We start from the raw sequence: 20,237 nt of genomic DNA, 5'->3' as shown, positions 1-20,237 counted from the left end.
GAACTGGTCCTGAAGACGACCGCGCCGCGCGTGCCGGCGCAGTTGCTGGCCCGCGCGCGGCTGAGCCTCGCGTCGCCCGCTTTCGACGGCCGGCCGGTCACGCTCGTGCAGGCGCCGGCCGGTTACGGCAAGACGTCGCTGCTCGCGCAATGGCGTCGCGAGACCCTCGCGCTCGGGCGCGCGGTCGTATGGCTGTCGGCCGACGAGCGCGACGATGCGCCACGGTTGCTGCAGGGGCTCGTGCAGGCGGTGCGGACCGGTTGCGCCCGGCCCGGCTTCGGGCGCCTGATCCCGCCCGGCGCGGCCGACGCGGCGCGTGCGCTCGAGGGCGTGACCGCCTGGCTGGCCGAGGTCGCGCAGCTGTCGATCGACGCGCTCCTGATCGTCGACGATGCGGAGCGGTTGCCGCCGGCCGGCCTCGAGGCGCTGACCTACGTGCTGCACAATGCGCCGCAAAACCTGCATGTCGTCGTCGCCGCGCGGCGCGGCCTCGACCACACGGCCGGCGACCTGCTCGCCGGCGGGCAATGCACGCTCGCGGGCCCCGACTGGCTGCGCTTCACGCTCGACGAGACGATCGCGCTGGTCGGCGCGCGTTTTGCGCAGCGGGTCGACGCCGACGCGTGCGCGCGGCTGTTCGAACGCGTCGACGGCTGGCCGCTCGGCCTGCAGCTCGCGATGGCCGCGATGGCGCGCTCGGCCGATCCGCGCCAGGCGGTCGACGCGCTCGCCGCCCGCGTGGACGGCACGCGCGACCGCCTCGTCGAGCTGCTGCTCGCGAACCTGTCGGTCGACGACACGGCGTTCCTGATCCGCACGAGCGTCGCCGATCGCCTGCATCCGTCGCTGTGCGCCGCGCTGCTCGACGACGCGGACGCGCCCGGCCGTCTCGCGCGGCTCGCCCGCGACACGCCACTGTTCATCGCGTCGGACGATTCGGACTGGTGCCGCCTGCATCCTCTCGTGCGCGACACGCTGCGCGACCGCCTGGCCGCGGACGCCGGGCGCAACGCATTGCATGCGCGTGCGGCCGCCTGGCTCGACGCGCACGGGATGACCGAGGAAGCCGCGCGCCACGCGTATGCGGCCGGCCAGTTCGAGGTGGCGTACGGGCTCGCGCAGCGCTGCCTCGAGGATGCGATCAAGCAGGGCCGCATCAACGACGTGCTCGACTGGCTCGCGCTGCTGCCCGACGCGGAGCTCGACAAGCGCCCGACGCTGCGCATCGCGGTCGCGTGGGCACTGGCGCTCGGCGAGCGCCACGTCGAGGCGCAGCGCCAGATCGCGGGCATCCTCGCCGACACCGGCACGCCCGCGGCGATGCGCTACGAATGCGCGCTGATCCTCAGCGCGGCCGCGTATTACGCCGACGAAATCGACCGTTTCGTCGAGCTGTTCGAACCGTGGGCCGACTTCACGCCGCCGGCGGCGACCTGGCTCGCGCAAATGCACGCGAACCGGCTGTCGGCGCGCGCGATCATCGTCGGCGAACCGGCGCAGGCGCGCCGCTTCCAGCACGCCGCACCGCGCGGCGAGACGGCGGCCGGGTTCGGCTACGTCGCGCGCTGGGGCGAGCTGGTCACGGGCCTGAGCTACCTGCGCGAAGGCCAGGTCCGGCTGGCCGACGACACGCTGTCGCCGGCGCTGGCACGCGCGGAAACCGATCTCGGGCGCCGCCATCCGCTCACCTGCATGCTCGCGGCGATGTGCGCGGCGCTCGCTTACGAGGCCGACCGTGTCGACCAGGCCGCCGCGTTGCTCGCGAACCGGCTCGACGTGCTCGAACACGCGGGCACGCCCGATACCGTGCTGCTCGGCTATCGCACCGCCGCGCGCATCGCGCTGCTGCGCGGCGTCGAGCACCGCGCGATCGACCTGCTCGAAGCGCTCGACGCGATGGGCGTCGCGCGCCGCCTGCCGCGCCTGTCGGTCGCGAGCCTCGCCGAACAGGTGCGCATTCACGCGGCGCGCTATCGCGAGGCGACCTGCCATGCGCTCGTCGAGCGGATCGATGCGATCGCGGCCGCCGAGTTTCCGTCGCACGGCCCGTTGTGGCGGCGCCCGGTCGTGCTGCTGCAGGCGAGCGCGCATGCGGGTGCGGCGCTGGCCGCGCGCCGTTGGGACGACGCGCGCGCGGCGCTCGACGAAGCGGCGGTGCTGGCCCGTGAAATGAGCATGGGGCAGGCGCGCATCGAGATCATGGCGCTCGGCGCGTTCGCGCGCGAACAGTCAGGCGGCGACGGCCGCGCGCTGCTCGACGAGGCGATGAACCTCGCGGAGCTGTTCGGGCTCACGCGCACGCTCGCCGACGCGCATCCGGCCATCGCCGACTGGGCGCGCCGCGCCGGCGACGAAGCGGCCGCCGGCGCCGGCCCCGCGCGGCACGCGCTGCCGCCGCCGCGCATCGTGCCGCCCGCCCCGCGCGGCGCGGCCAGCCCACGCGCGGTGCCGAGCGTCGTCTTGACGCCGAAGGAGCGCGCGATTCTCGAGCTGCTCGCGCGCAACCTGTCGAACAAGGAGATCGCGGTGGCGCTCGCCGTCGGCGAGGAAACCGTGAAGTGGCACCTGAAGAACCTGTTCGGCAAGCTCGACGCCAGCTCGCGCAAGCATGCGGTACGCCGCGCGCTGGTGCTCGGCCTGCTCGAAAGCGCGCCGTAACGCCGGTTCCGCCGACCGGACGGCGCCCCCGCCTTCACCTCCACCTCCCGCGATTCTCCGCAACCCTGCCCCCCGCGCATGGGGGGGAGCGGCCGCCCGCCGTTGCGTAGTCTTTCCGCATGGCTCACGCGGGCGCCGCCTGTCACGTCTTCCCGCCCGCCTCGTTGCTTCCCCGCTTCACCCGGACGGGCTCGATCCCGTCCGGTCCAATACGACCCTGGAGACTTCATGAAGACGAAACTGGCCGCGCTCGCGGCGCTTGCCGGCTGTTCGGCGCTCGCGCACGCGCAATCCTCCGTCACGCTCTACGGCGTGATCGACACGGGCCTGCTGTACCAGAGCACGTCGGCGGCGTCGTTCAGCCCCACCGCGCCGAATACGGGCAAGGTGTTCCGCGTGAAGGACGGCGGCATCTACTCGAGCTTCTGGGGCATCAAGGGCAGCGAGGACATCGGCGGCGGCTACAAGGTCAACTTCAAGCTGCAGGGGTCGTTCGACAGCGGCACCGGCAAGCTGCAGCTGAGCGATACGCCGGGCGCCGTCGCGATCTTCAACCAGGTCGCGTCGCTCGGCGTGTCGGGCCCGTTCGGCACCTTCACGGCCGGCCGCCAGATCGTGCCGATGATCTATGCGATGGCCGACACCGACGTGCGCAACGCGCAGTTCTTCGGCAGCGTGCTGACCGCGTGGCTCGGCCTGAACACGGCGGCCGGCTGGCCCGGGACGAGCACCAACGGCGCGATCGGCGCGCTGTACGACAGCAATGCGCTCGTCTACCAGTCGCCGGTGTTCGCGGGCGCGTCGATCGCGCTCGAATACGCGCCGGGCGGCGTGGCCGGGCAGTTCCAGGGCGGCACGCGCGAATCGGTCGTGCTCAAGTATGCGAACTACGGGCTGAACGCGTCGGCCGTGTACTACAACGGGCACGACACGAACCCGGCACCGGGCGTCGCGCCGACCGGCGTCGACAACAACCGCTTCGTCTATGTCGGCGCGAAATACACGATCCGCGATTTCTCGGTGTCGGCGTCGTACGGCAACGGCCGGAATCCGTCGCATGCGGACAAGGTGAACCTCGACATGCTGTCGGCCGGCATCGGCTATCGCTTCACGCCTTTCCTTCAGGTGAGCTCGGCCGTGTATTACCTGAAGGATCGCAACGTCTCGGCCAACAAGTCGACGTCGGTCGTGCTCGCGGCCGACTACAGCCTGTCGAAGCGCACGACGGTCTATGCGCAGGTCGGCCACGTGAACAACCGCGGCACGATGGACCAGATGCTCGTGTACGGGCAACCGGTCGCGCCGGGCGTCGGCACGACGGCCGCGATGGTCGGGCTGCGGCACAATTTTTGACGGCTGCGGGGCATGTGGTGGCTGTTTCGTGACAATAAGGTTTGGGGCACTCCCTCGCGGCGTATACGGCCCATCCAATCTCCGGCGGGAACACGTAGAACGGCACGCCGTGCTCTCACGCGCGCTGCCACGACTGCACGGTCGCCGGATACTTCGTGCCCCAGGGACCGCCGGCGAAATCGTGCAGCACCTGCCTTGCCGCCTCTTCGCCGGCGGCCGCGTAGATTGGCCGCAACGTGGCGGCGAGTCGGCCTCTGGCGCTTTGCCGGCAACGCGTAACTACGGTCTACGACGCAGCGCCGGGGCGTCAAAGCCAATCAGCCTCACACCCTGTTCAAGCGCACCACCCAGAGCAGGTTATTGTCGTTCTCGTACTTGATCAAAGAAACGGCGTACCTCCCGCACTCGACCACGACCTCGATCGTATTGTCCATGCCGACCGCATCTTCCCAGGCAAACGCCGCGTCGAACACAGCCATGTTCGATGATTTGATCTCGAACTCGAAGGGTTGATCCTCGACGCTCGCCCATCGTCCGTTCACCACTTCACGCACGCACTGCTCGATTTCCTCTTCGCTCCCACCAAACTCGATCTTCACCAACAAGTACGAACCAGCGGAAATTTCATAAAAACCGATCTCCTGTTGCGCCCCACACACCACCAAAACATCGCTGACGAGCACGTTTCTCAACACATTCACGTACTCGTCCGGTCCCACGAGGCTACGGCATGCCAGGTCGTAATCGCTGCCACCGATGGCAGCGAGCGTCACACTCGATCCTTCGTTGCCTCGCCATCGCTCGGCAACAGGCATTCCCGTGAAAATGAAATTTCCGCCGCTGGAGTAGATCCATTTCATCATGCAAACCTTATGAAGAGTCTTGCATCTGAAAGCCCTGCGCACAGGGTGCGCGGGGCCGCAGCCTGACGTTCAAAAACCCGACGCGCCTTTACGCACGCTCTTCTGGGTCCCATCCCCCAGGTGGTTTGACTGCATCGTCCAGAAACCACCCTCCCGGTGGATCTTGCTTGAAGTCGTTCCACACATGAGTGGCGCCTTCGCTGATTGTCGAACCTGCCACTGCCACTGCCACTGCCACTGCCACTGCAGCTGCAGCTGCCGCACGTCTTATCGCTCCGCTCTCGAATCCATCCTGTGCATTGGAACATGTCGGGCAGCTCGGGAACAGTTGTTGCTCTTGACCGTTCGCCAACTTGGTCGGTTGGACGTGATCAGCAACGAAATTACCTGATTTCTTTCCCGGATCCTTGGTACTACGCAAGTGACATCCGCTTTCCTTGCCTATCGCGTTGATGGCTCACCTCGTCTACTTTCCAGGCTTCGCTGACATTTCCAAAATTTATTGTGCCGGAGCCGGTGCCGCCGCGCGCGGCCGCCGCCAGCATCGATCGCCGGGATCGGCTACAGTGGGCGTTTTCGGCGCGCGCCGTCCCGCCGCCGCGCCACCGTCCGTGGCGCGCGGCAGCAAGGACGGTGCGCAAGTCATTCACTTCGACGAGCGAACCTTCATGCCCGATCTGTCCGCCTTCCCGATCACGCAAAAGTGGCCGGCCCAGCATCCCGACCGTCTCCAGCTCTATTCGCTGCCGACGCCGAACGGCGTCAAGGTGTCGATCATGCTCGAGGAAACCGGCCTGCCGTACGAGCCGCACCTCGTGCGCTTCGACACGAACGACCAGCTCTCGCCCGCGTTCCTGTCGCTGAACCCGAACAACAAGATCCCGGCGATCATCGATCCGGACGGCCCCGACGGCAAGCCGCTGCCGCTGTTCGAATCGGGTGCGATCCTGATCTATCTCGCGGACAAGACGGGCCAGCTGATCCCGAACGATCTCGCGGGCCGCTACGAGACGATCCAGTGGGTGATGTTCCAGATGGGCGGCATCGGGCCGATGTTCGGCCAGGTCGGCTTCTTCCACAAGTTCGCCGGCCGCGACTACGAGGACAAGCGCCCGCGCGACCGCTATGTCGACGAGTCGAAGCGCCTGCTCGGCGTGCTCGACGCGCATCTCGCGAACCGCCAGTGGGTGATGGGCGATACCTACACGATCGCCGACATCGCGATCTTCCCGTGGGTGCGAAATCTTGTTGGTTTCTACGAAGCGGGCGATTTGGTCGGCTTCGGTGAATTCCGCAACGTCAAGCGGGTGCTCGATGCGTTTGTTGCGCGTCCGGCCGTTGCGCGTGGGCTCAATATTCCGGCGCGGGGTTGAGCGGCTGGGCGGGTCGCGCGCTATGCGTTGTGCGGCCCGCGCGGCTGCGGACTTGAAACGCTTGCATTGGGCGGCGGGCTTTCGGGAGGCATTGCGATTTTCCGGGGAATGCTGGGGGAGACGGGCGGTGTTCGGCCAGAGGCAGCCGCTCAGTAGGTGAAGGAATACAATTTTCTTTGCGCTCAAGGGGAGTCAACCAACGATGCATAGAATGGAAGCGTCTCATTTCTATCTTGGCCGGATAACTGACGCCTCCCGATTTTCAAGCTTTCTCGCCGAACACTACGGCGAGGATGAAAGTCGACCAGTTTCCGAGTTCTACGGCTCCCAGGGTGAGTTCTTCTGTGACCATGATTTCATGGAAACAGGGCTGCGACAGCCGGGTACTTCACTGGAAGAGTTCTTTGCACCTCACTCGTACTCGGACAAATGGTCGGAAGCGCTATGTGAAGCGGCGCGCGCCGCAAATTTGGGAGATGCGAACGCGCTGATTTTCATGAATTTCGAACAGATAAAATCGCCAAGGTCAGTGCAAGGCGAAGGATTCGAACTGGTCTACATCGGAATGTTCGAGTATCCAATTTGAGCTTCTCGAACTTGGTTTCGCCTGATGTGACGCCTAATGCTGGGCGACCGCGTTCAGCCAAGGACGGACGTTAAAAGGTAAATCTGGCGCCGAAGTCCAGATCGTTTCTGATTGCGTGTGGGCCAGTAGATCATCGACAATCTTCGCGCGTATTGAATCGAAGTCTTCGCACTGACGCAAGGGAAGCTGCCATGAGAGATCCGAGAAACTCGTTCATTCTGTCGGCGATCGATCCTGATCTTCTGTACCCCTGCCTTCAGATCCGATTCGAAATCGACGATGTTGCGGCGCTGCGGCAGCTGGTCGACCCGGACGCCCCGGAGGATGCCGCGCTTGACGATTGGTATCTTCTGTCGCCGATACAGGTCGCCGACGTTTGCGAATTCTTCGCGATCGACTTTGAACACAGTTCACGCGAAGCCATCCTCACGAAGTATGTAGAAGCCCGTGTTCCCGTACCGTACCTTGTCCATACTGGTTACGAACTGGCTTTGATGGTGCAAGGGCGTAAACCATTCGGGTTCATCGATTTCGACAGCGAATGCCGGTCGTCGGTCGAACTGAAGGCTCGCTTTGACGAGTATGTGGCTCAAGGTGTCTTGCACTCGCAGGAGATCATCGTCGACGCACCGGTGCTTCAAGGCCGTCCAGCACGTCGAATCGGGCAAGTTCTATATACGCTCAAAGGCGAGGAGTGGCGCATCCCTGCCCTGGAGTTTTTCCGCCAGAACCTCAACCGACAAGGCGACGGCTACGAAAACATGGAGCGGCTGGAGGGTGCTTTGCTTGGTTACGAGCCATGGCAAAACGACTGGTGGATCGACTATCTCGCGCGCAGCGGTAGCAGTCTTTACGGCGCGTCCAGTATCGTCAAGGTGAATCGGGCGCAATTCGACTGGCTCGTTCACGCGGGTTTCCGAGCGCTACCGCCATTCGATGGACCGACGTTCACCCTTTATTCGTCACCCTGGTTCGGGGAAGATGAAATGAAAGCGGCTATGCGGGACGATCCGACGATCGAAGCGTTCGTTCAGTTCAACGGTGGGCGGGCTCACATTTTGCACGCAGCCGATTTTCGGACCGCTGGCCCTTATGAGATTCCGGCAACACTGATTCCGACGATAAACCATCACCTCATGCGCGCGGTAAGGGTCTTGATCCGTCGAAGTGATTGCCTCGAACCTTCTTCGTAAGGACGAGGCCGGCCAAGAGCAGCCGTTGTCGGATGACCGGTACGTGCCGGCCCAATCGATCAAGAATTGATGTAAGAGAACTCGACTTCCTCCAATGAAACAATCCGAAATCGACCGAGAACTTCGACTGCTGGTAAAGGCAGAAGCTAAAGCGAGGCGCTGGAAGTCAGTCGGCGCAACGCCTTACTGGACCAATGGCCCTCTCTTCTTCTCCATGACCTTGTCCTCGGGGGCGAAGGAGGGCTCATTTCACTCGTGGCTGCGTTTCAAGTGGCTTGAACTTGATCATCTACTCTGGCACGTCCTCGGCATGTCAAGCAACGAGAACGCACCCTTCAGTCTTCACGCCAACGGAGCCTTCGTGCTTACCGGGTGGGAAATTCAACGTTTCACAGTCCGTGATCTTATGTGGGAACCAGGGGTGCTGGAACAGCAGCTCGAGATCGCCACCCGACAAGCGGCATCTAGGGCTGAAGAGGTAGCGCTGGCGGTTGACTCCCTGGACTCCTACATTCGTTTCCTCGATAGAGAGTACGAAATCTTCATGCAGAAGCACCCATGTGCGGCGGTAACCGTCTGGAAGGAGCGTCTGCTCGTGCACATGCTGCGGGGAGAAAAGAGTTCTGCTGTTGATGTCGCGAGAGAGCGAATCGCCAAGCAAGATTCCGGCGGTTTTTCTTCCGGAGGCAAAACATTCTTCGAGCGGGCGCTTGCCCTAATCGAGGCATGAAGTCTGGGGAACGCATTGCGAAAGGGCGAGGAGCCGGCTCGAACCATATGAGTGACTGGTAACAGGCGTCGATCTCGCTCCCTCGTCCGGCCGTTCTGGGCCGCCAAGCGACATCCACGAAAATTCACGCAGAACCGTGCTTTTGCCCGCAGCGTGCATTTGCGTGACGCATTCAGCGACGCTACTTGCCTCCCAACTCTCCCGGCGCCCTGCCTCCCACCCCCGCCAGCAGTTTCCCCAGCAGTTCCGACAACTGCGCCTGCTCATCGTCCGACAGCACGGCCAGCAACTGGCGCTGGTTGTCGATGTGCGCGACGACCGCTTCGTCGATCAGCGCACGACCGGCGTCGGTCAGCGCGACGAGCGTGCCGCGCCCGTCGGCCGGGTTCGGCCGGCGCTCGACCCAGCCGGCTTTCTGCAGCCGGTCGATGCGCGCGGTCATCCCGCCCGACGACATCATCAGCGCGTCGTACAGCGCCGTCGGCGTCAGCGCGAACGGCGCACCGCCGCGTCGCAGCGTCGCGAGCACGTCGAATTCGCCCGGCTGCATCCCGTAGCGCGCGAACAGCGGATTGAGGCGGTCGCGCGCGATCACGAGCGCCGCTTCCTGCAGCCGCCCCATCACCACCATCGACGACGCGTCGAGATCCGGACGCTCGTTACGCCATTGCGCGAGCGCATGCGCAGCTCGATCCACCTGATCCATTAACCCTCCTCGGCCTGCCAGTTATCTTGACGTCGAGATAAATCGGCGTTTATCTTGATGTCGAGATACTTTACATGAAAATCGCGCGGCTCCCTTCCGGGGCCGCGCACCGATTTCGAGGGCCTTGCAATGAATCGCTTCACTTCCCCCGGATGGCGGCTCGCCGCCATCGTGCTCGTCGGGCTGAACCTGCGGCCGGCGCTCGCCGCGGTCGGCCCGCTGCTCGACATGATCCAGCGCGCGACCGGCATCGGCGACGGCGCGGCCAGCCTGCTGACGACGATCCCGATCCTGCTGATGGGGCTCGGCGCGCTGAGCGCGCGGCGCCTGCAGCGCGTGACCGGCATCGCGGGCGGCGTGTGGCTCGGCGTCGCGCTGATCGGGCTGGCCTGCGCATCGCGCGTCGGCGCGCAGCACGCGTGGCTGCTGCTCGCGAGCGCCTGCTGCGCGGGTGTCGGGATCGCGATGGTGCAGGCGCTGCTGCCCGGCTTCGTGAAGGCCCATTTCGCAACACGGATCGGCGGCGCGATGGGCGTCTATTCGACGTCGATCATGGGCGGTGCCGTGCTCGCGAGCGTCGTCGCGCCGTTCGCCGCGGCCCGCTGGGGCTGGCTCGCCGCGCTCGCGGGCTGGGCGCTGCCGGCCGCGGTGGCCGCGCTGGCGTGGCCGCTTGCCAGCCGCGGCGGCAACACGCTTGCCGCCGGGCCGGCGTCGGCAACGCATGCGCGGCCGTCGCGCTCGCCGCGCGCGTGGCGGCTTGCGCTGTTCTTCGGCATCGCGACCGGCGCGTACACGCTCGTGCTCGCGTGGCTGCCGCCCTACTACATGCGGCTCGGCTGGTCGCCGACGGCGGCCGGCAGCCTGCTCGGCGGCGTGACGCTCGCGGAGGTCGTCGCGGGGCTGACGATCTCGGCGACGATCGACCGCCTGTCCGATCGCCGGCCCGCGCTGCATGCGGCGATCGCGTCGCTGTTCGTCGGCTTGCTGGTGATGCTGGCCGCACCCGAAGCGCTCGCGTTGCCCGCCGCGCTGCTGATGGGCGCGGGGATCGGCGCGCTGTTTCCGCTGTCGCTGATCGTCACGGTCGACCATGCGGCGACGCCGGCCGATGCCGCATCGCTGACGGGGTTCGTGCAGGGCATCGGCTACCTGATCGCCGGGCTGTTTCCGTTCGCGGCCGGCATCGTGCGCCAGCATCTCGCGGACCTGACGCCCGCGTGGGTCGCGATGGCCTGCCTGTGCGTTGCGCTGTTCGCGCTGGCCGCGGGGTTTGCGCCGCGGCTCGCGCGGCGTGTTGCGAGTGCCTAGCGCGGGCCGGGGAACACGGCCGTTGCCGTTCGGTTGCGGCCGCCGTTCAGCCGTGTCCTTGTGATTGACTGCGGCGCGACGGCACGCGCGACACCGAACGCAAATCGTCGACGCTGACGCGGAAGCAACGTTCGCGGCGCACGCGACAATGCATCGTACTGGAGCGTGGTCGTGCTCAACCCGGTCCCCGTCGTCGGCATCGCCGCGCCGATCCTGATCCTCGGCGAATCGGCCGCGCCGATCTACTTCGTCGGCGGTGCGATCACGATCGACGCGGCGCTCTGCACGCACCTGCGCGAACGCCGTGCCCCTGCGTGATCAGCCCGCACTCGCGTACAACGTCGAATCCGCAAACCCTTCGGCGTCGAGCACACGCCCGATCAGGATCAGCGCGGTGCGCTCGATCTGCGTGCCCCGCACCTTGGCGACGATGTCGGCGAGCGTGCCGGTCACGCGTTCTTCGTCCGGCCAGCTCGCGCGATAGATCACCGCGACCGGGCAATCGGCGCCGTAATGCGGCAGCACTTCGTCGACGATGCGGGCGAGATGGCGCACGCCGAGATGGATCGCGAGCGTCGCGCGGTGCGCGGCGAGCGAGCCGAGCGCTTCGCCTTCCGGCATCGTCGTCTTGCCCGCAAAGCGCGTGAGGATCACCGTCTGTGCGACGCCGGGCAGCGTCAGCTCGACGCCGAGCGTCGCCGCGCATGCGGACGTGGCCGTCACGCCGGGCACGATTTCGTACGGAATCCCGAGTGTCTTGAGACGGCGGATCTGTTCGCCGATCGCGCCGTACAGCGACGGGTCGCCCGAATGCACGCGCGCGACGTCCTGCCCTTTCGCGTGCGCAGCGGCGAGCAGCGCGACGATGGCATCGAGGTCGAGCTCGGCCGTGTTGACGACCTGCTCCGCGCGATGGCCGTCGAGCACGGCGGCCGGCACCAGCGAACCCGCATACAGGATCACCGGGCACGTGCGCACGAGGCGCTGGCCCTTCACCGTGATCAGCTCCGGGTCGCCGGGGCCCGCGCCGATGAAATACACCGTCATCGAAAAATCTCCGTCAATTCATGGAATGACCGGCCGCGCGGCGTCATGCGCGCGCGGCCGGATCGAGCGCGTCGATGAGCGCCGCGGCCGAGTCGAACGCGCGGTCGGCGTCGGGCAGCGGCGGCCGGCGCAGCATCACGACCGGCAGCCTGCGTTCGCGCGCGACGTCGAGCTTGGCTTCGGTGGCCGCGCCACCGCTGTTCTTGCTGACGACGACGTCGATGCCCGCCAGCGCGAACAGCGCGCGCTCGCCCTCCAGCGTGAACGGCCCGCGCGCGGCGACGACCTGCGCACGCGCGTTGCCGGGATGCGGGTCGAGGCAGCGCACGAGCCAGAACTGGTGCGGCGGGATCGCGTCGAGATGTGCGAGCGGTTCGCGCCCGAGCGTGAACAGCGGCCGCCGGAACGGCGCGAGCGCGGCTTCGATGCCGGCCCAGTCGTCGACCATGCGCCAGTCGTCGCCGGGTTGCGGCGACCACGGCGCGCGGCGCAGCGCCCATAGCGGCACGCCCGCTTCACGCGCCGCGGCGGCGGCATTCGCGCTGATTTGCGCGGCATACGGATGCGTCGCGTCGATCACGAGGCCGATGCCGGCGTCGCGCAGATACGCGGCCAGCCCGGCCGCGCCGCCGAAACCGCCGACCCGCACGTCGCAGCGCAGGTCGTCGGGCGTCTTGCCGAGGCCGGCGAGACTATAGACATGATGCGGGCCGAGCGCGCGCGCGATCTTCAGTGCGTCGCCGGTACCGCCGAGCAGCAGGATGCGCGCGCTCATCGCGCTGCCCCGACGAAGCGGCCTTGCCGGTCGATCGCGAACATCTCGACCGCGACCGACGGCGGCACGATGTCGCGCGCGACGCGCAGCGCGTGCGCACAGACGAGATCGCCGAGCGGCACACCGTCGGCGTGCGCGAGCTTCAGCGCTTCCTGGCTCGTGTTCGCGGCGCGCATCGCCGCCTGCAGTGCGTCGCTGGCGCCGGCCTCGGCCGCCCACTGCGCGAGCAGCGGCAGGTCGATGCTCGAATGGCGGCTGTGCAGGTCGAGGTGGCCGGCCGCGAGCTTGCTGAGCTTGCCGAAGCCGCCGCACATCGACAGCCGCGCGACCGGCGCACGCCGCAGGTGCTTGAGCACCGCGCCCGCGAAATCGCCCATCTCGATCAGCGCCATGTCGGGCAGGTGATAGTGCGCGCGCATCGCATCCTCGCTTGCGTTGCCCGTGCACGCGGCGATATGCGTGATGCCGTTCGCCCGCGCGACGTCGATGCCCTGGTGGATCGACGCGATATAGGCCGAGCACGAGAACGGCCGCACGATGCCGGTCGTGCCGAGGATCGACAACCCGCCGACGATGCCGAGGCGCGGGTTCATCGTCTTCAGCGCGAGCGCCTCGCCGCCCTCGACGCCGATCGTCACGTCGAAGCCGCCCGCATAACCGTGCTCGGCCGCCAGCGCTTCCAGGTGCGTCGTCATCATCTGGCGCGGCACCGGGTTGATCGCCGGTTCGCCGACCGGCAGCGTCAGCCCCGCGCGCGTGACCGTGCCGACGCCCGGCCCCGCATGAAAACGCACGCCGGGCGCCGCCGCGAGCGCGACACGCGCGAAGATCAGCGCGCCGTGCGTGACGTCCGGATCGTCGCCGGCATCCTTGATCGTGCCGGCTTCCGCGCCGTCGGCCGTCGTCCGGCAGAACTCGAGCCGCATCATCACGCGCTGCCCCTTCGGCAGCACGATCTCGACCGCGTCGTCCGCACGCCCCGCGAGCAGCAGCCGCGCGGCGGCGAGCGACGTCGCGGTCGCACAACTGCCGGTCGTGTAGCCGAAGCGTAGCGGCGCGGGCTGTTCGGGGGTCTCGTCGCGCATCACGCGTCCGTCGTATGCGTCGCGGCCGGCGATGCCGCCGTGTCGACCGTGTCGACCGTTTCCGGCTTGCGCACGTCGTACAGCGTGACCGGCAGCGGCTGGCGCCACGTGTCGAAGCGGCCGAGCGGCTCGGCATGCGCGAGCGACACGCGCGTGAGCGTGCCGCCATGCGTCTCGCGCCATGCGGCGAGCGCCAGCTCGCCCTGCAGCGTGACCGCGTTCGCGACCAGCCGGCCGCCGGGCTTCAGCGATGCCCAGCACGCGTCGAGCACGCCGGCCGCGGTCGCCCCGCCGCCGATGAAGATCGCGTCGGGCGCGGCGAGCCCCGTGAGCGCCTCGGGCGCACGGCCCGCGACGAGTTGCAGGCCCGGCACGCCGAGCGCGTCGCGGTTGTGCTCGATGAAGCGCTGCCGCTCCGCATGCGCTTCGATCGCGATCGCCTGGCATGACGGATGCGCACGCATCCATTCGATGCCGATCGAGCCGCTGCCGGCGCCGACGTCCCACAGCAGCTCGCCGGGTACGGGCGCGAGGCGGCCGAGCGTCATCGCGCGCAGGTCGCGCTTGGTGAGCTGGCCGTCGTGGCGGTATGCATCGTCGGGCAGGCCGGGCGTGAGCGCGCGGCGCGGCGCGTCGGGGCCGGCCCGGCAGTCGAGTGCGACCAGATTGAGCGCGGCCGTTTCGGCGACGCGCCAGTCCTGCGCGAGCCCGTCGAGACGCCGCTCGAGCGGGCCGCCCAGATGCTCGAACACGCTGATGCGCGTCGGCCCGAAGCCGCGTGCGACGAGTTCGGCCGCGACGGCGGCCGGCGTCCGGCCGTCGGCGCTCAGCACGAACAGGCGGCGGCCCGGCAGCAGGTGGCGCGCGAGCGCCGCAAGCGGACGGCCGACGAGCGAAACCGCGCCGACATCCTGCAGTGCCCAGCCGAGGCGGGCAGCCGCCAGCGATAGCGACGACGGCGCGGGCAGCACGCGCCATTCGTCAGGGGACAGCGAGCGCGCGAGCGTGGCGCCGACGCCGAACAGCATCGGGTCGCCGCTGGCGAGCACGCAGACGGGCGACATGCGCCGTGCAAGCACGCCCGCAAGGTCGAACGGCGACGGCCACGCTTCGCGCGCGGCCGGCAGCCGTGCGGGCAGCATGTCGAGATGCCGCTTCGCGCCGACGACGAGCGTCGCGTCGAGCAGCGCGCGGCGCGCGCTGCGGCCGAGCCCCGCGTAACCGTCGTCGCCGATGCCCACTACCGTCAGCCACGCCGTCATGCACCCTTCCCCATCGTTCGATTCCATCCCGTTTGTTGCGATGCGCGGCTGCCGGAGCGCCGCGCGTTGATTCGTTTCCATGCCGTGCGCGTCGCCCGACGGCCGGTGCGACACGGCCACGACGTCAGCCGAGCGGCACGCCGACGACAAACGTCAGCAAGGCCAGAACCATGCCGCCGATCGACGCGATCAGCAGCCAGCCGAGCAGCAGCCACATGAGCGGCCGCGCCCCGCTTTTCCTGTACAGGAGCGTGCCGCCCGCGACGATCGGCACGCCGAGGCCGGCGAGCCCGACATTCTTCGGCCACTCGGCCGACGGTGCAAGCGGGATCAGCACGCACGCGAGCAGCACCCATGCGGGGATGGCCAGCAGTCCCAGTGCGATGCCCATGCCGAACAGTTCCGTCCTGCCGAGTTTCATGGCGGATGCCGGCGCTCGCCGATCTGATGTCGAGGCGCCAATCCTACCATTTGCGAGACAGCGCAAAACCGTCTGCGGCCATGCTGCGACGCGGTTGCGCGACGCACCGCCGATGCCGGATCGTCGCGAAAATCGGGTATCCTACGGCCGTTCGTTCGCCGGTGCCCTTCGGGGCCGAAGAGGGAACACAGGGCGCACCACGCGCCGCTGTGGCTGCCCCCGCAACTGTAGACAGCGAGCCGATCTCCCCCTCATGCCACTGGTTTCACCGGGAAGGCCGGGAGCCGGCGCCGACCTGTCAGCCAGGAGACCTGCCGGCCAGAAAGTGCGTGCGTGCCAGTCGGCGTCGGGCGGGGTGTACCGACGCGTTGGCCGCGGCGCGACACTGCCCCGGTACCCCGTGAGTTCCGCCCCCGATTCGATTCCTGCGTCGCCCGTCGTGCGCCCGTCGGCTTGCCCGGGGCTCGTGCGCGTGGTCGCGGCCGCCGACGGCGGGCTGTGCCGGATCAAGCTGCCCGGCGGCCGGCTCGATGCGCGTCAGGCGCGCGCGATCGCCGCCGCCGCGCGTGCCTGCGGCTCCGGCGCGATCGACGCGACCAATCGCGCGAATCTCCAGCTGCGCGGCATTCGCGCCGACGCGGCCGACGCGCTGATACGCGCGTTGCTCGACGCGGGCCTCGGCCCGTCCGTCGACGCAACCGCGGATGCCGTCGCCGATACCGCCGCGCTCGCCGCGAGCGACGACGTCCGCAACGTGATGCTCAGCCCGCTCGCCGGCGACGACCCCGCCGCCCTCGTCGACAGCCGCGCGCTCGCCGCGCCGCTCCTCGACATGCTGGCACGCGAGCCGCGCCGTGGCGAGCTGTCGCCGAAATTCTCGATCCAGCTCGACGGCGGTGAATCGGTTGCGGCGCTCGATCATCCGCACGACATCTGGCTGGCCGCATGGCGTCGCGGCGACGGTGCGGTGCGCATCGCGGCCGGGCTGGCCGGCTGCCCGCCGATCGCGCACGATGCCCGACCGGCGTCGGTCGATGTCGCGCCCGATCAAGGTGTCGCGCTGGTCCGCGCGCTGCTGCTCGCGTTCCTCGATCTCGCGCCGGTGGACGTCACGAGAATGCGTGCCCTGCTCGCAACCTGCGGCGAACGCGCGCTGCTCGAGCGCGCGCGGCACTATGTGCCGTTCGCGCTTGCGGCCTATCCGGCGCTCGCCGGCTGGCGTCGCGCGCGCACCGATCCGGCGCTGCGTTTCGGCGTACACCCGTCGCGCGATGCCGCGCGCTGCCACGTCGGCGCGCAATTCCCGCTCGGCCGGCTCGACGCCACGCAACTGGAACGGCTCGCCGCGCTGGCCGAAACCGACGGCGACGGCACGCTGTCGATGACGCCCTGGCAAGGCGTGTTCATGCATCGCGTCCCGCGTGAACGCGCGCCGGCCACGCTCGATGCGCTGGCGTCGCTCGGCCTCGTCTGCGCGTCGTCCGACCCGCTGGCGTCGCTCGTCGCGTGCACCGGCAGCGCGGGCTGCGCGAAGGCGCACGCCGACACGAAACACGACGCGCTCGCGCTCGCCGCGCGCATCGGCCATGCGGTCGACGTGCACCTGACCGGCTGCGAGCGCCATTGCGCGCTGCCGCATCCCGCGACGCACACGCTCGTCGCGGTTGCACCCGCGCACTACGACCTTTACCGGCGCGATGCGGCCGCGGGCCTCGGCGCCCCGCTCGCGCGCCATCTGACGATTGACCAGGCCGCGGCCCGACTGACGGGCGCGCGGCACACCCAGGACACCACCGATGCTTGACTACATTCGCGACGGGCAGGAAATCTACCGCCAGTCGTTCGCGACGATCCGCGCCGAGGCCGACCTGTCGCAGGTTCCGCCCGACCTCGAGAAACTCGCGGTGCGCGTGATCCATGCGTGCGGGATGGTCGACGTCGTCTACGACCTGCGCTTCTCGGCCGGTGCCGGCACGGCGGGCCGCACGGCGCTCGCGGCCGGCGCGCCGATCCTGTGCGACGCGCGCATGGTCGCCGAAGGCATCACGCGCGCGCGGCTGCCGGCCGGCAACCGCGTGATCTGCACGCTCGGCGAGCCGGAAGTGCCCGATCTCGCGCGGGATCTCGGCAACACGCGTTCGGCCGCCGCGCTCGAACTGTGGCGTCCGCAGCTCGCCGGCAGCGTCGTCGTGATCGGCAATGCGCCGACCGCGCTGTTCCACCTGCTCGACATGATCGACGCCGGCGCGCCGCACCCCGCCCTGATCCTCGGTTTCCCGGTCGGCTTCATCGGTGCGGCCGAATCGAAGGCGCTGCTCGATGCCGACAGCCGCGGCGTCCCGTACGTCACGCTGCTCGGCCGCCGCGGCGGCAGCGCGATGGCCGCTGCGGCGGTCAACGCACTCGCGACGGAGGTCGAATGACGAGCGCGCGCGGACGCCTGTTCGGGGTCGGCGTCGGCCCCGGCGATCCCGAACTGATGACGATCAAGGCGCTGCGCGTGCTGCAGGCCGCGCCCGTGGTCGCGTATTTCGTCGCGAAGGGCAAGAAAGGCAATGCATACGGCATCGTCGAGGCGCACCTGCGGGACGGGCAGACGCAACTGCCGCTCGTCTATCCGGTGACGACCGAGGCACTGCCGCCGCCGCTCTGCTACGAGACGGTGATCGCCGACTTCTACGACACGGCCGCCGCGGTCGTCGGTGCGCACCTCGATGCGGGGCGCGACGTCGCGGTGATCTGCGAAGGCGACCCGTTTTTCTACGGCTCGTACATGTACCTGCACGACCGCCTCGCGCCGCGCTACGACACCGAGGTGATCCCCGGCGTATGCGCGATGCTCGGCGGCACCGCCGTGCTCGGCCAGCCGCTCGTCTATCGCAACCAGAGCCTGTCGGTGCTGTCGGGCGTGCTGCCCGAGCACGAGTTGCGCACGCGGCTCGCGCAGGCCGATGCGGCCGTCGTGATGAAGCTCGGCCGCAATTTCGACAAGGTGCGGCGCGTGCTCGACGAGCTGGGGCTCGCGAAGCGCGCGCTGTATGTCGAGCGCGCGACGATGGCAAGCCAGCGCATCGTGCCGCTCGATGAAGTCGATCCGATGGCGTCGCCGTATTTCTCGCTGCTCGTCGTGCCGGGGGAAAAATGGCAAGGATGACGACCCCGCCCGCGATCGTGATCCTCGGCGCGGGCGCGCTCGATACCGCGCGGCGCATCCAGGCGCGTTATCCGGGGGCTCGCGTGCACGGCCTCGCATCGCGCGTCGCCGCCGACGTGCCGTTCGACGATCTCGGCACGCACTTGCGCGAACTCTATGCACGCGGCCTGCCGATCGTCGCGCTGTGCGCGGCCGGCATCGTGATCCGCTGCATCGCTCCGGCGCTTGCCGACAAGGGCGTCGAACCGCCCGTGCTCGCGGTGGCGGAAGACGGTTCGGCGGTCGTGCCGCTGCTCGGCGGGCTGACGGGCGTCAACGTGATGGCGCGCGAAATCGCCGCCTGCGTCGGCGTCGCGCCGGCGATCACGACGAGCGGCGAACTGCGCTTCGGCGCGTGCGTGCTCAATCCGCCGGAAGGCTATGCACTCGCCGATCTCGCCCAGGGCAAGCGCTTCGTGTCCGACCTGCTCGCGGGTGCATCGACGCGCATCGACGGCGCGGCGCCGTGGCTCGACGATATCGCGCTGCCGCGCGACGACGCCGCGGCGCATGCGATCCGCGTGACGCCCGAAGCCTGGCGCGGCACGCATGACGAACTCGTGATTCATCCGCGCAGCGTGGTGGTGGGCGTCGATGCGCACGCTGTCCACGCGGATGGCGCGCTCGCGGCACGCATCGCGGCGTCGCTCGACGCGCACGGTCTCGCCCGGCTGGCGCTGGCGGCTATCGTGGCGCCCGCAGCGGCGATCGGCGATGCCGCGCTGGAGGATGCGGCGCACGCGCTCGACGTGCCGCTTCGTTTCGTCGATGCAGACGGTGACGGTGACGGCGGCGCACCGGCCGATGCGGCCGCGCTGCTCGGCCGCGCGTTGCGTGTCGTGCACACGCTGCGGGCCACGACGAACGGCATCGCATGCGCGGCCGCGTCGCATCCGGTCGATCCCGCCACGCTCGGCCGTGCACGCGGCCGCCTGACGGTGCTCGGGCTCGGCCCGGGCGGCGCCGCGTGGCTCACGCCGGCCGCGCGCGCCGCGCTCGCGGACGCGACCGACATCCTCGGCTACACCACCTACGTGAACATGGCCGGCCCGTTCCGCGACGACCAGCGCGTGCACGGCACCGACAACCGCGAGGAGATGCAGCGCGCGCGCCATGCGTTCGAACTCGCGGCCGAGGGCCGGCGCGTCGCGGTCGTGTCGTCCGGCGACCCGGGCGTGTTCGCGATGGCCGCGGCCGTGCTCGAGGCACTCGACGAAGCGCGCGACCCGCACTGGGCCGCGGTCGACCTGCGCGTGGAGCCCGGCATCTCGGCGTCGCTCGCGACGGCCGCCCAGGCCGGCGCGCCGCTCGGCCACGATTTCTGCGCGATCTCGCTGTCGGACAACCTGAAGCCGTGGGACGTGATCGAGACGCGCCTGCGGCATGCGGCGCAAGCCGATCTGGTGATGGCGTTCTACAACCCGATCTCGCGCGCGCGGCCGTGGCAGCTCGATCGCGCGCTCGATGTCGTGCGCGCGCATCGCACGGCCGATACGGTGGTCGTGCTGGGCCGTGACATCGGCCGGCCGGGCGCGACGCTCGCGACGACGACGCTCGGTGCATTGCGCAGCGACCAGGTCGACATGCGCACGATGGTGATCGTCGGCTCGTCGACCACGCGCCGCTTCGCGATCGGCGAGGGGCGCGAGTGGGTCTATACGCCGCGCTGGTATCGCTGAACCCG

At 68.8% G+C, this 20,237-nt stretch carries 19 protein-coding genes, 1 pseudogene and 1 riboswitch; of the genes and pseudogenes, 12 read left to right on the top strand and 8 right to left on the bottom strand.

All coding sequences use genetic code 11. The annotated features are described in order from the left end of the window. Together VK92_RS18265 and VK92_RS18260 are read left to right on the top strand one after the other, a co-directional pair. Nucleotides 1-2,658, top strand: a 2,658-nt coding sequence (locus tag VK92_RS18265; protein WP_048468187.1) for a LuxR C-terminal-related transcriptional regulator, incomplete at its 5' end; no start/stop codon positions are given. A gap of 228 nt (nt 2,659-2,886) precedes the next feature. Further along, nucleotides 2,887-4,011 carry a porin gene (locus tag VK92_RS18260; protein WP_048020537.1) on the top strand — a complete coding sequence of 375 codons (1,125 nt, stop codon included), beginning with the start codon at nt 2,887-2,889 and terminating at the stop codon, nt 4,009-4,011. A gap of 118 nt (nt 4,012-4,129) precedes the next feature. On the opposite strand, the pseudogene VK92_RS42510 reads toward VK92_RS18260, so the two are convergent. Together VK92_RS42510 and VK92_RS18250 are read right to left on the bottom strand one after the other, a co-directional pair. Beyond that, nucleotides 4,130-4,258: pseudogene (locus tag VK92_RS42510) on the bottom strand (IS256 family transposase); the annotation flags it as partial. A gap of 76 nt (nt 4,259-4,334) precedes the next feature. Further along, entirely contained in the window at nt 4,335-4,871 is a 537-nt protein-coding gene (locus VK92_RS18250; RefSeq protein ID WP_165589139.1) for an Imm21 family immunity protein, read from the bottom strand. Between the two features lie 671 nt (nt 4,872-5,542). Between VK92_RS18250 and VK92_RS18240 the strand changes: the two genes are divergently transcribed. The 4 genes from VK92_RS18240 to VK92_RS18220 all read left to right on the top strand — a co-directional run bounded on the left by VK92_RS18240 (nt 5,543) and on the right by VK92_RS18220 (nt 8,756). Further along, on the top strand, nt 5,543-6,247 hold the full coding sequence (locus VK92_RS18240; RefSeq protein ID WP_048020770.1) for a glutathione S-transferase N-terminal domain-containing protein: 705 nt from the start codon (nt 5,543-5,545) through the stop codon (nt 6,245-6,247). Nucleotides 6,248-6,458: 211 nt separating this feature from the next. Further along, complete coding sequence (locus VK92_RS18235) at nt 6,459-6,833, top strand: immunity 22 family protein (protein ID WP_048028610.1); 375 nt, start codon at nt 6,459-6,461, stop codon at nt 6,831-6,833. A 191-nt stretch (nt 6,834-7,024) separates the two neighbouring features. Next, on the top strand, nt 7,025-8,026 hold the full coding sequence (locus VK92_RS42970; RefSeq protein WP_226287880.1) for a hypothetical protein: 1,002 nt from the start codon (nt 7,025-7,027) through the stop codon (nt 8,024-8,026). A gap of 94 nt (nt 8,027-8,120) precedes the next feature. After that, nucleotides 8,121-8,756, top strand: a complete 636-nt coding sequence (locus VK92_RS18220; protein ID WP_048020541.1) for a hypothetical protein — start codon at nt 8,121-8,123, stop codon at nt 8,754-8,756. A gap of 181 nt (nt 8,757-8,937) precedes the next feature. Here the strand turns inward: VK92_RS18220 and VK92_RS18215 are convergent, their stop codons facing one another. Next, the gene (locus VK92_RS18215) at nt 8,938-9,453 is read right to left on the bottom strand and encodes a MarR family winged helix-turn-helix transcriptional regulator (RefSeq protein WP_042978338.1); all 516 of its coding nucleotides are present in this window, start codon (nt 9,451-9,453) and stop codon (nt 8,938-8,940) included. A gap of 138 nt (nt 9,454-9,591) precedes the next feature. Here VK92_RS18215 and VK92_RS18210 point away from each other — a divergent pair, with 138 nt between their 5' ends. Then, a complete protein-coding gene (locus tag VK92_RS18210; protein WP_048020543.1) occupies nt 9,592-10,770 on the top strand; it encodes an MFS transporter in 1,179 nt (392 codons plus the stop codon). A 171-nt stretch (nt 10,771-10,941) separates the two neighbouring features. Next, nucleotides 10,942-11,088, top strand: coding sequence for a hypothetical protein (locus tag VK92_RS41885; RefSeq protein WP_155641920.1), 147 nt, complete (start codon nt 10,942-10,944; stop codon nt 11,086-11,088). Here VK92_RS41885 and cobM read toward each other — a convergent pair whose 3' ends face one another. The 5 genes from cobM to VK92_RS18185 all read right to left on the bottom strand — a co-directional run bounded on the left by cobM (nt 11,089) and on the right by VK92_RS18185 (nt 15,360). Beyond that, nucleotides 11,089-11,817, bottom strand: coding sequence for a precorrin-4 C(11)-methyltransferase (cobM, locus tag VK92_RS18205; protein ID WP_048020545.1), 729 nt, complete (start codon nt 11,815-11,817; stop codon nt 11,089-11,091). Between the two features lie 43 nt (nt 11,818-11,860). Then, nucleotides 11,861-12,592 (bottom strand): cobalt-precorrin-6A reductase, encoded by a 732-nt coding sequence (locus VK92_RS18200; protein WP_048020547.1) that lies wholly within the window; start codon nt 12,590-12,592, stop codon nt 11,861-11,863. Then, complete coding sequence (locus tag VK92_RS18195) at nt 12,589-13,677, bottom strand: cobalt-precorrin-5B (C(1))-methyltransferase (RefSeq protein ID WP_021163552.1); 1,089 nt, start codon at nt 13,675-13,677, stop codon at nt 12,589-12,591. The genes VK92_RS18200 and VK92_RS18195 overlap by 4 nt, the downstream gene beginning before the upstream one ends. Beyond that, a complete protein-coding gene (locus tag VK92_RS18190; RefSeq protein ID WP_048020776.1) occupies nt 13,677-14,939 on the bottom strand; it encodes a bifunctional cobalt-precorrin-7 (C(5))-methyltransferase/cobalt-precorrin-6B (C(15))-methyltransferase in 1,263 nt (420 codons plus the stop codon). The genes VK92_RS18195 and VK92_RS18190 overlap by 1 nt, the downstream gene beginning before the upstream one ends. A 124-nt stretch (nt 14,940-15,063) precedes the next feature. Then, nucleotides 15,064-15,360 (bottom strand): hypothetical protein, encoded by a 297-nt coding sequence (locus VK92_RS18185; RefSeq protein WP_021163554.1) that lies wholly within the window; start codon nt 15,358-15,360, stop codon nt 15,064-15,066. 142 nt (nt 15,361-15,502) lie between these two features. After that, a riboswitch (cobalamin riboswitch) is annotated at nt 15,503-15,693 on the top strand. A gap of 106 nt (nt 15,694-15,799) precedes the next feature. Here VK92_RS18185 and cobG point away from each other — a divergent pair. From cobG to cobJ, 4 genes are read left to right on the top strand one after another with little or no spacing between them, the layout of a single operon-like run. Beyond that, complete coding sequence (gene cobG / locus VK92_RS18180; RefSeq protein WP_082163807.1) at nt 15,800-17,164, top strand: precorrin-3B synthase; 1,365 nt, start codon at nt 15,800-15,802, stop codon at nt 17,162-17,164. After that, a complete protein-coding gene (locus VK92_RS18175) occupies nt 17,157-17,783 on the top strand; it encodes a precorrin-8X methylmutase (protein ID WP_048020551.1) in 627 nt (208 codons plus the stop codon). Before cobG ends, VK92_RS18175 begins: the two co-directional genes overlap by 8 nt. Then, nucleotides 17,780-18,514, top strand: coding sequence for a precorrin-2 C(20)-methyltransferase (locus tag VK92_RS18170; protein WP_048020553.1), 735 nt, complete (start codon nt 17,780-17,782; stop codon nt 18,512-18,514). Before VK92_RS18175 ends, VK92_RS18170 begins: the two co-directional genes overlap by 4 nt. Then, nucleotides 18,511-20,232 carry a precorrin-3B C(17)-methyltransferase gene (cobJ, locus tag VK92_RS18165; protein WP_048020555.1) on the top strand — a complete coding sequence of 574 codons (1,722 nt, stop codon included), beginning with the start codon at nt 18,511-18,513 and terminating at the stop codon, nt 20,230-20,232. The genes VK92_RS18170 and cobJ overlap by 4 nt, the downstream gene beginning before the upstream one ends. Nucleotides 20,233-20,237 lie beyond the last annotated feature (5 nt).

The sequence above is a fragment of the Burkholderia sp. LK4 genome, assembly GCF_001043615.1.
In the GTDB taxonomy this organism is placed as follows: domain Bacteria; phylum Pseudomonadota; class Gammaproteobacteria; order Burkholderiales; family Burkholderiaceae; genus Burkholderia; species Burkholderia cepacia.
Note: the sequence above shows the minus strand (reverse complement) of the source record. Positions and strands in the feature narration are given on the sequence as shown.

Coding starts and splice junctions, on each gene's coding strand:
- VK92_RS18190 (WP_048020776.1), bottom strand. CDS start 14,939: ATGACGGCGTGGCTGACGGTAGTGGGCATCGGCGACGACGGTTACGCG.
- cobJ (WP_048020555.1), top strand. CDS start 18,511: ATGACGACCCCGCCCGCGATCGTGATCCTCGGCGCGGGCGCGCTCGAT.
- VK92_RS18235 (WP_048028610.1), top strand. CDS start 6,459: ATGGAAGCGTCTCATTTCTATCTTGGCCGGATAACTGACGCCTCCCGA.
- VK92_RS18260 (WP_048020537.1), top strand. CDS start 2,887: ATGAAGACGAAACTGGCCGCGCTCGCGGCGCTTGCCGGCTGTTCGGCG.
- VK92_RS18185 (WP_021163554.1), bottom strand. CDS start 15,360: ATGAAACTCGGCAGGACGGAACTGTTCGGCATGGGCATCGCACTGGGA.
- VK92_RS42970 (WP_226287880.1), top strand. CDS start 7,025: ATGAGAGATCCGAGAAACTCGTTCATTCTGTCGGCGATCGATCCTGAT.
- VK92_RS18250 (WP_165589139.1), bottom strand. CDS start 4,871: ATGAAATGGATCTACTCCAGCGGCGGAAATTTCATTTTCACGGGAATG.
- cobM (WP_048020545.1), bottom strand. CDS start 11,817: ATGACGGTGTATTTCATCGGCGCGGGCCCCGGCGACCCGGAGCTGATC.
- VK92_RS18240 (WP_048020770.1), top strand. CDS start 5,543: ATGCCCGATCTGTCCGCCTTCCCGATCACGCAAAAGTGGCCGGCCCAG.
- VK92_RS18170 (WP_048020553.1), top strand. CDS start 17,780: ATGACGAGCGCGCGCGGACGCCTGTTCGGGGTCGGCGTCGGCCCCGGC.
- VK92_RS18175 (WP_048020551.1), top strand. CDS start 17,157: ATGCTTGACTACATTCGCGACGGGCAGGAAATCTACCGCCAGTCGTTC.
- VK92_RS18200 (WP_048020547.1), bottom strand. CDS start 12,592: ATGAGCGCGCGCATCCTGCTGCTCGGCGGTACCGGCGACGCACTGAAG.
- VK92_RS18195 (WP_021163552.1), bottom strand. CDS start 13,677: ATGCGCGACGAGACCCCCGAACAGCCCGCGCCGCTACGCTTCGGCTAC.
- VK92_RS18210 (WP_048020543.1), top strand. CDS start 9,592: ATGAATCGCTTCACTTCCCCCGGATGGCGGCTCGCCGCCATCGTGCTC.
- VK92_RS18220 (WP_048020541.1), top strand. CDS start 8,121: ATGAAACAATCCGAAATCGACCGAGAACTTCGACTGCTGGTAAAGGCA.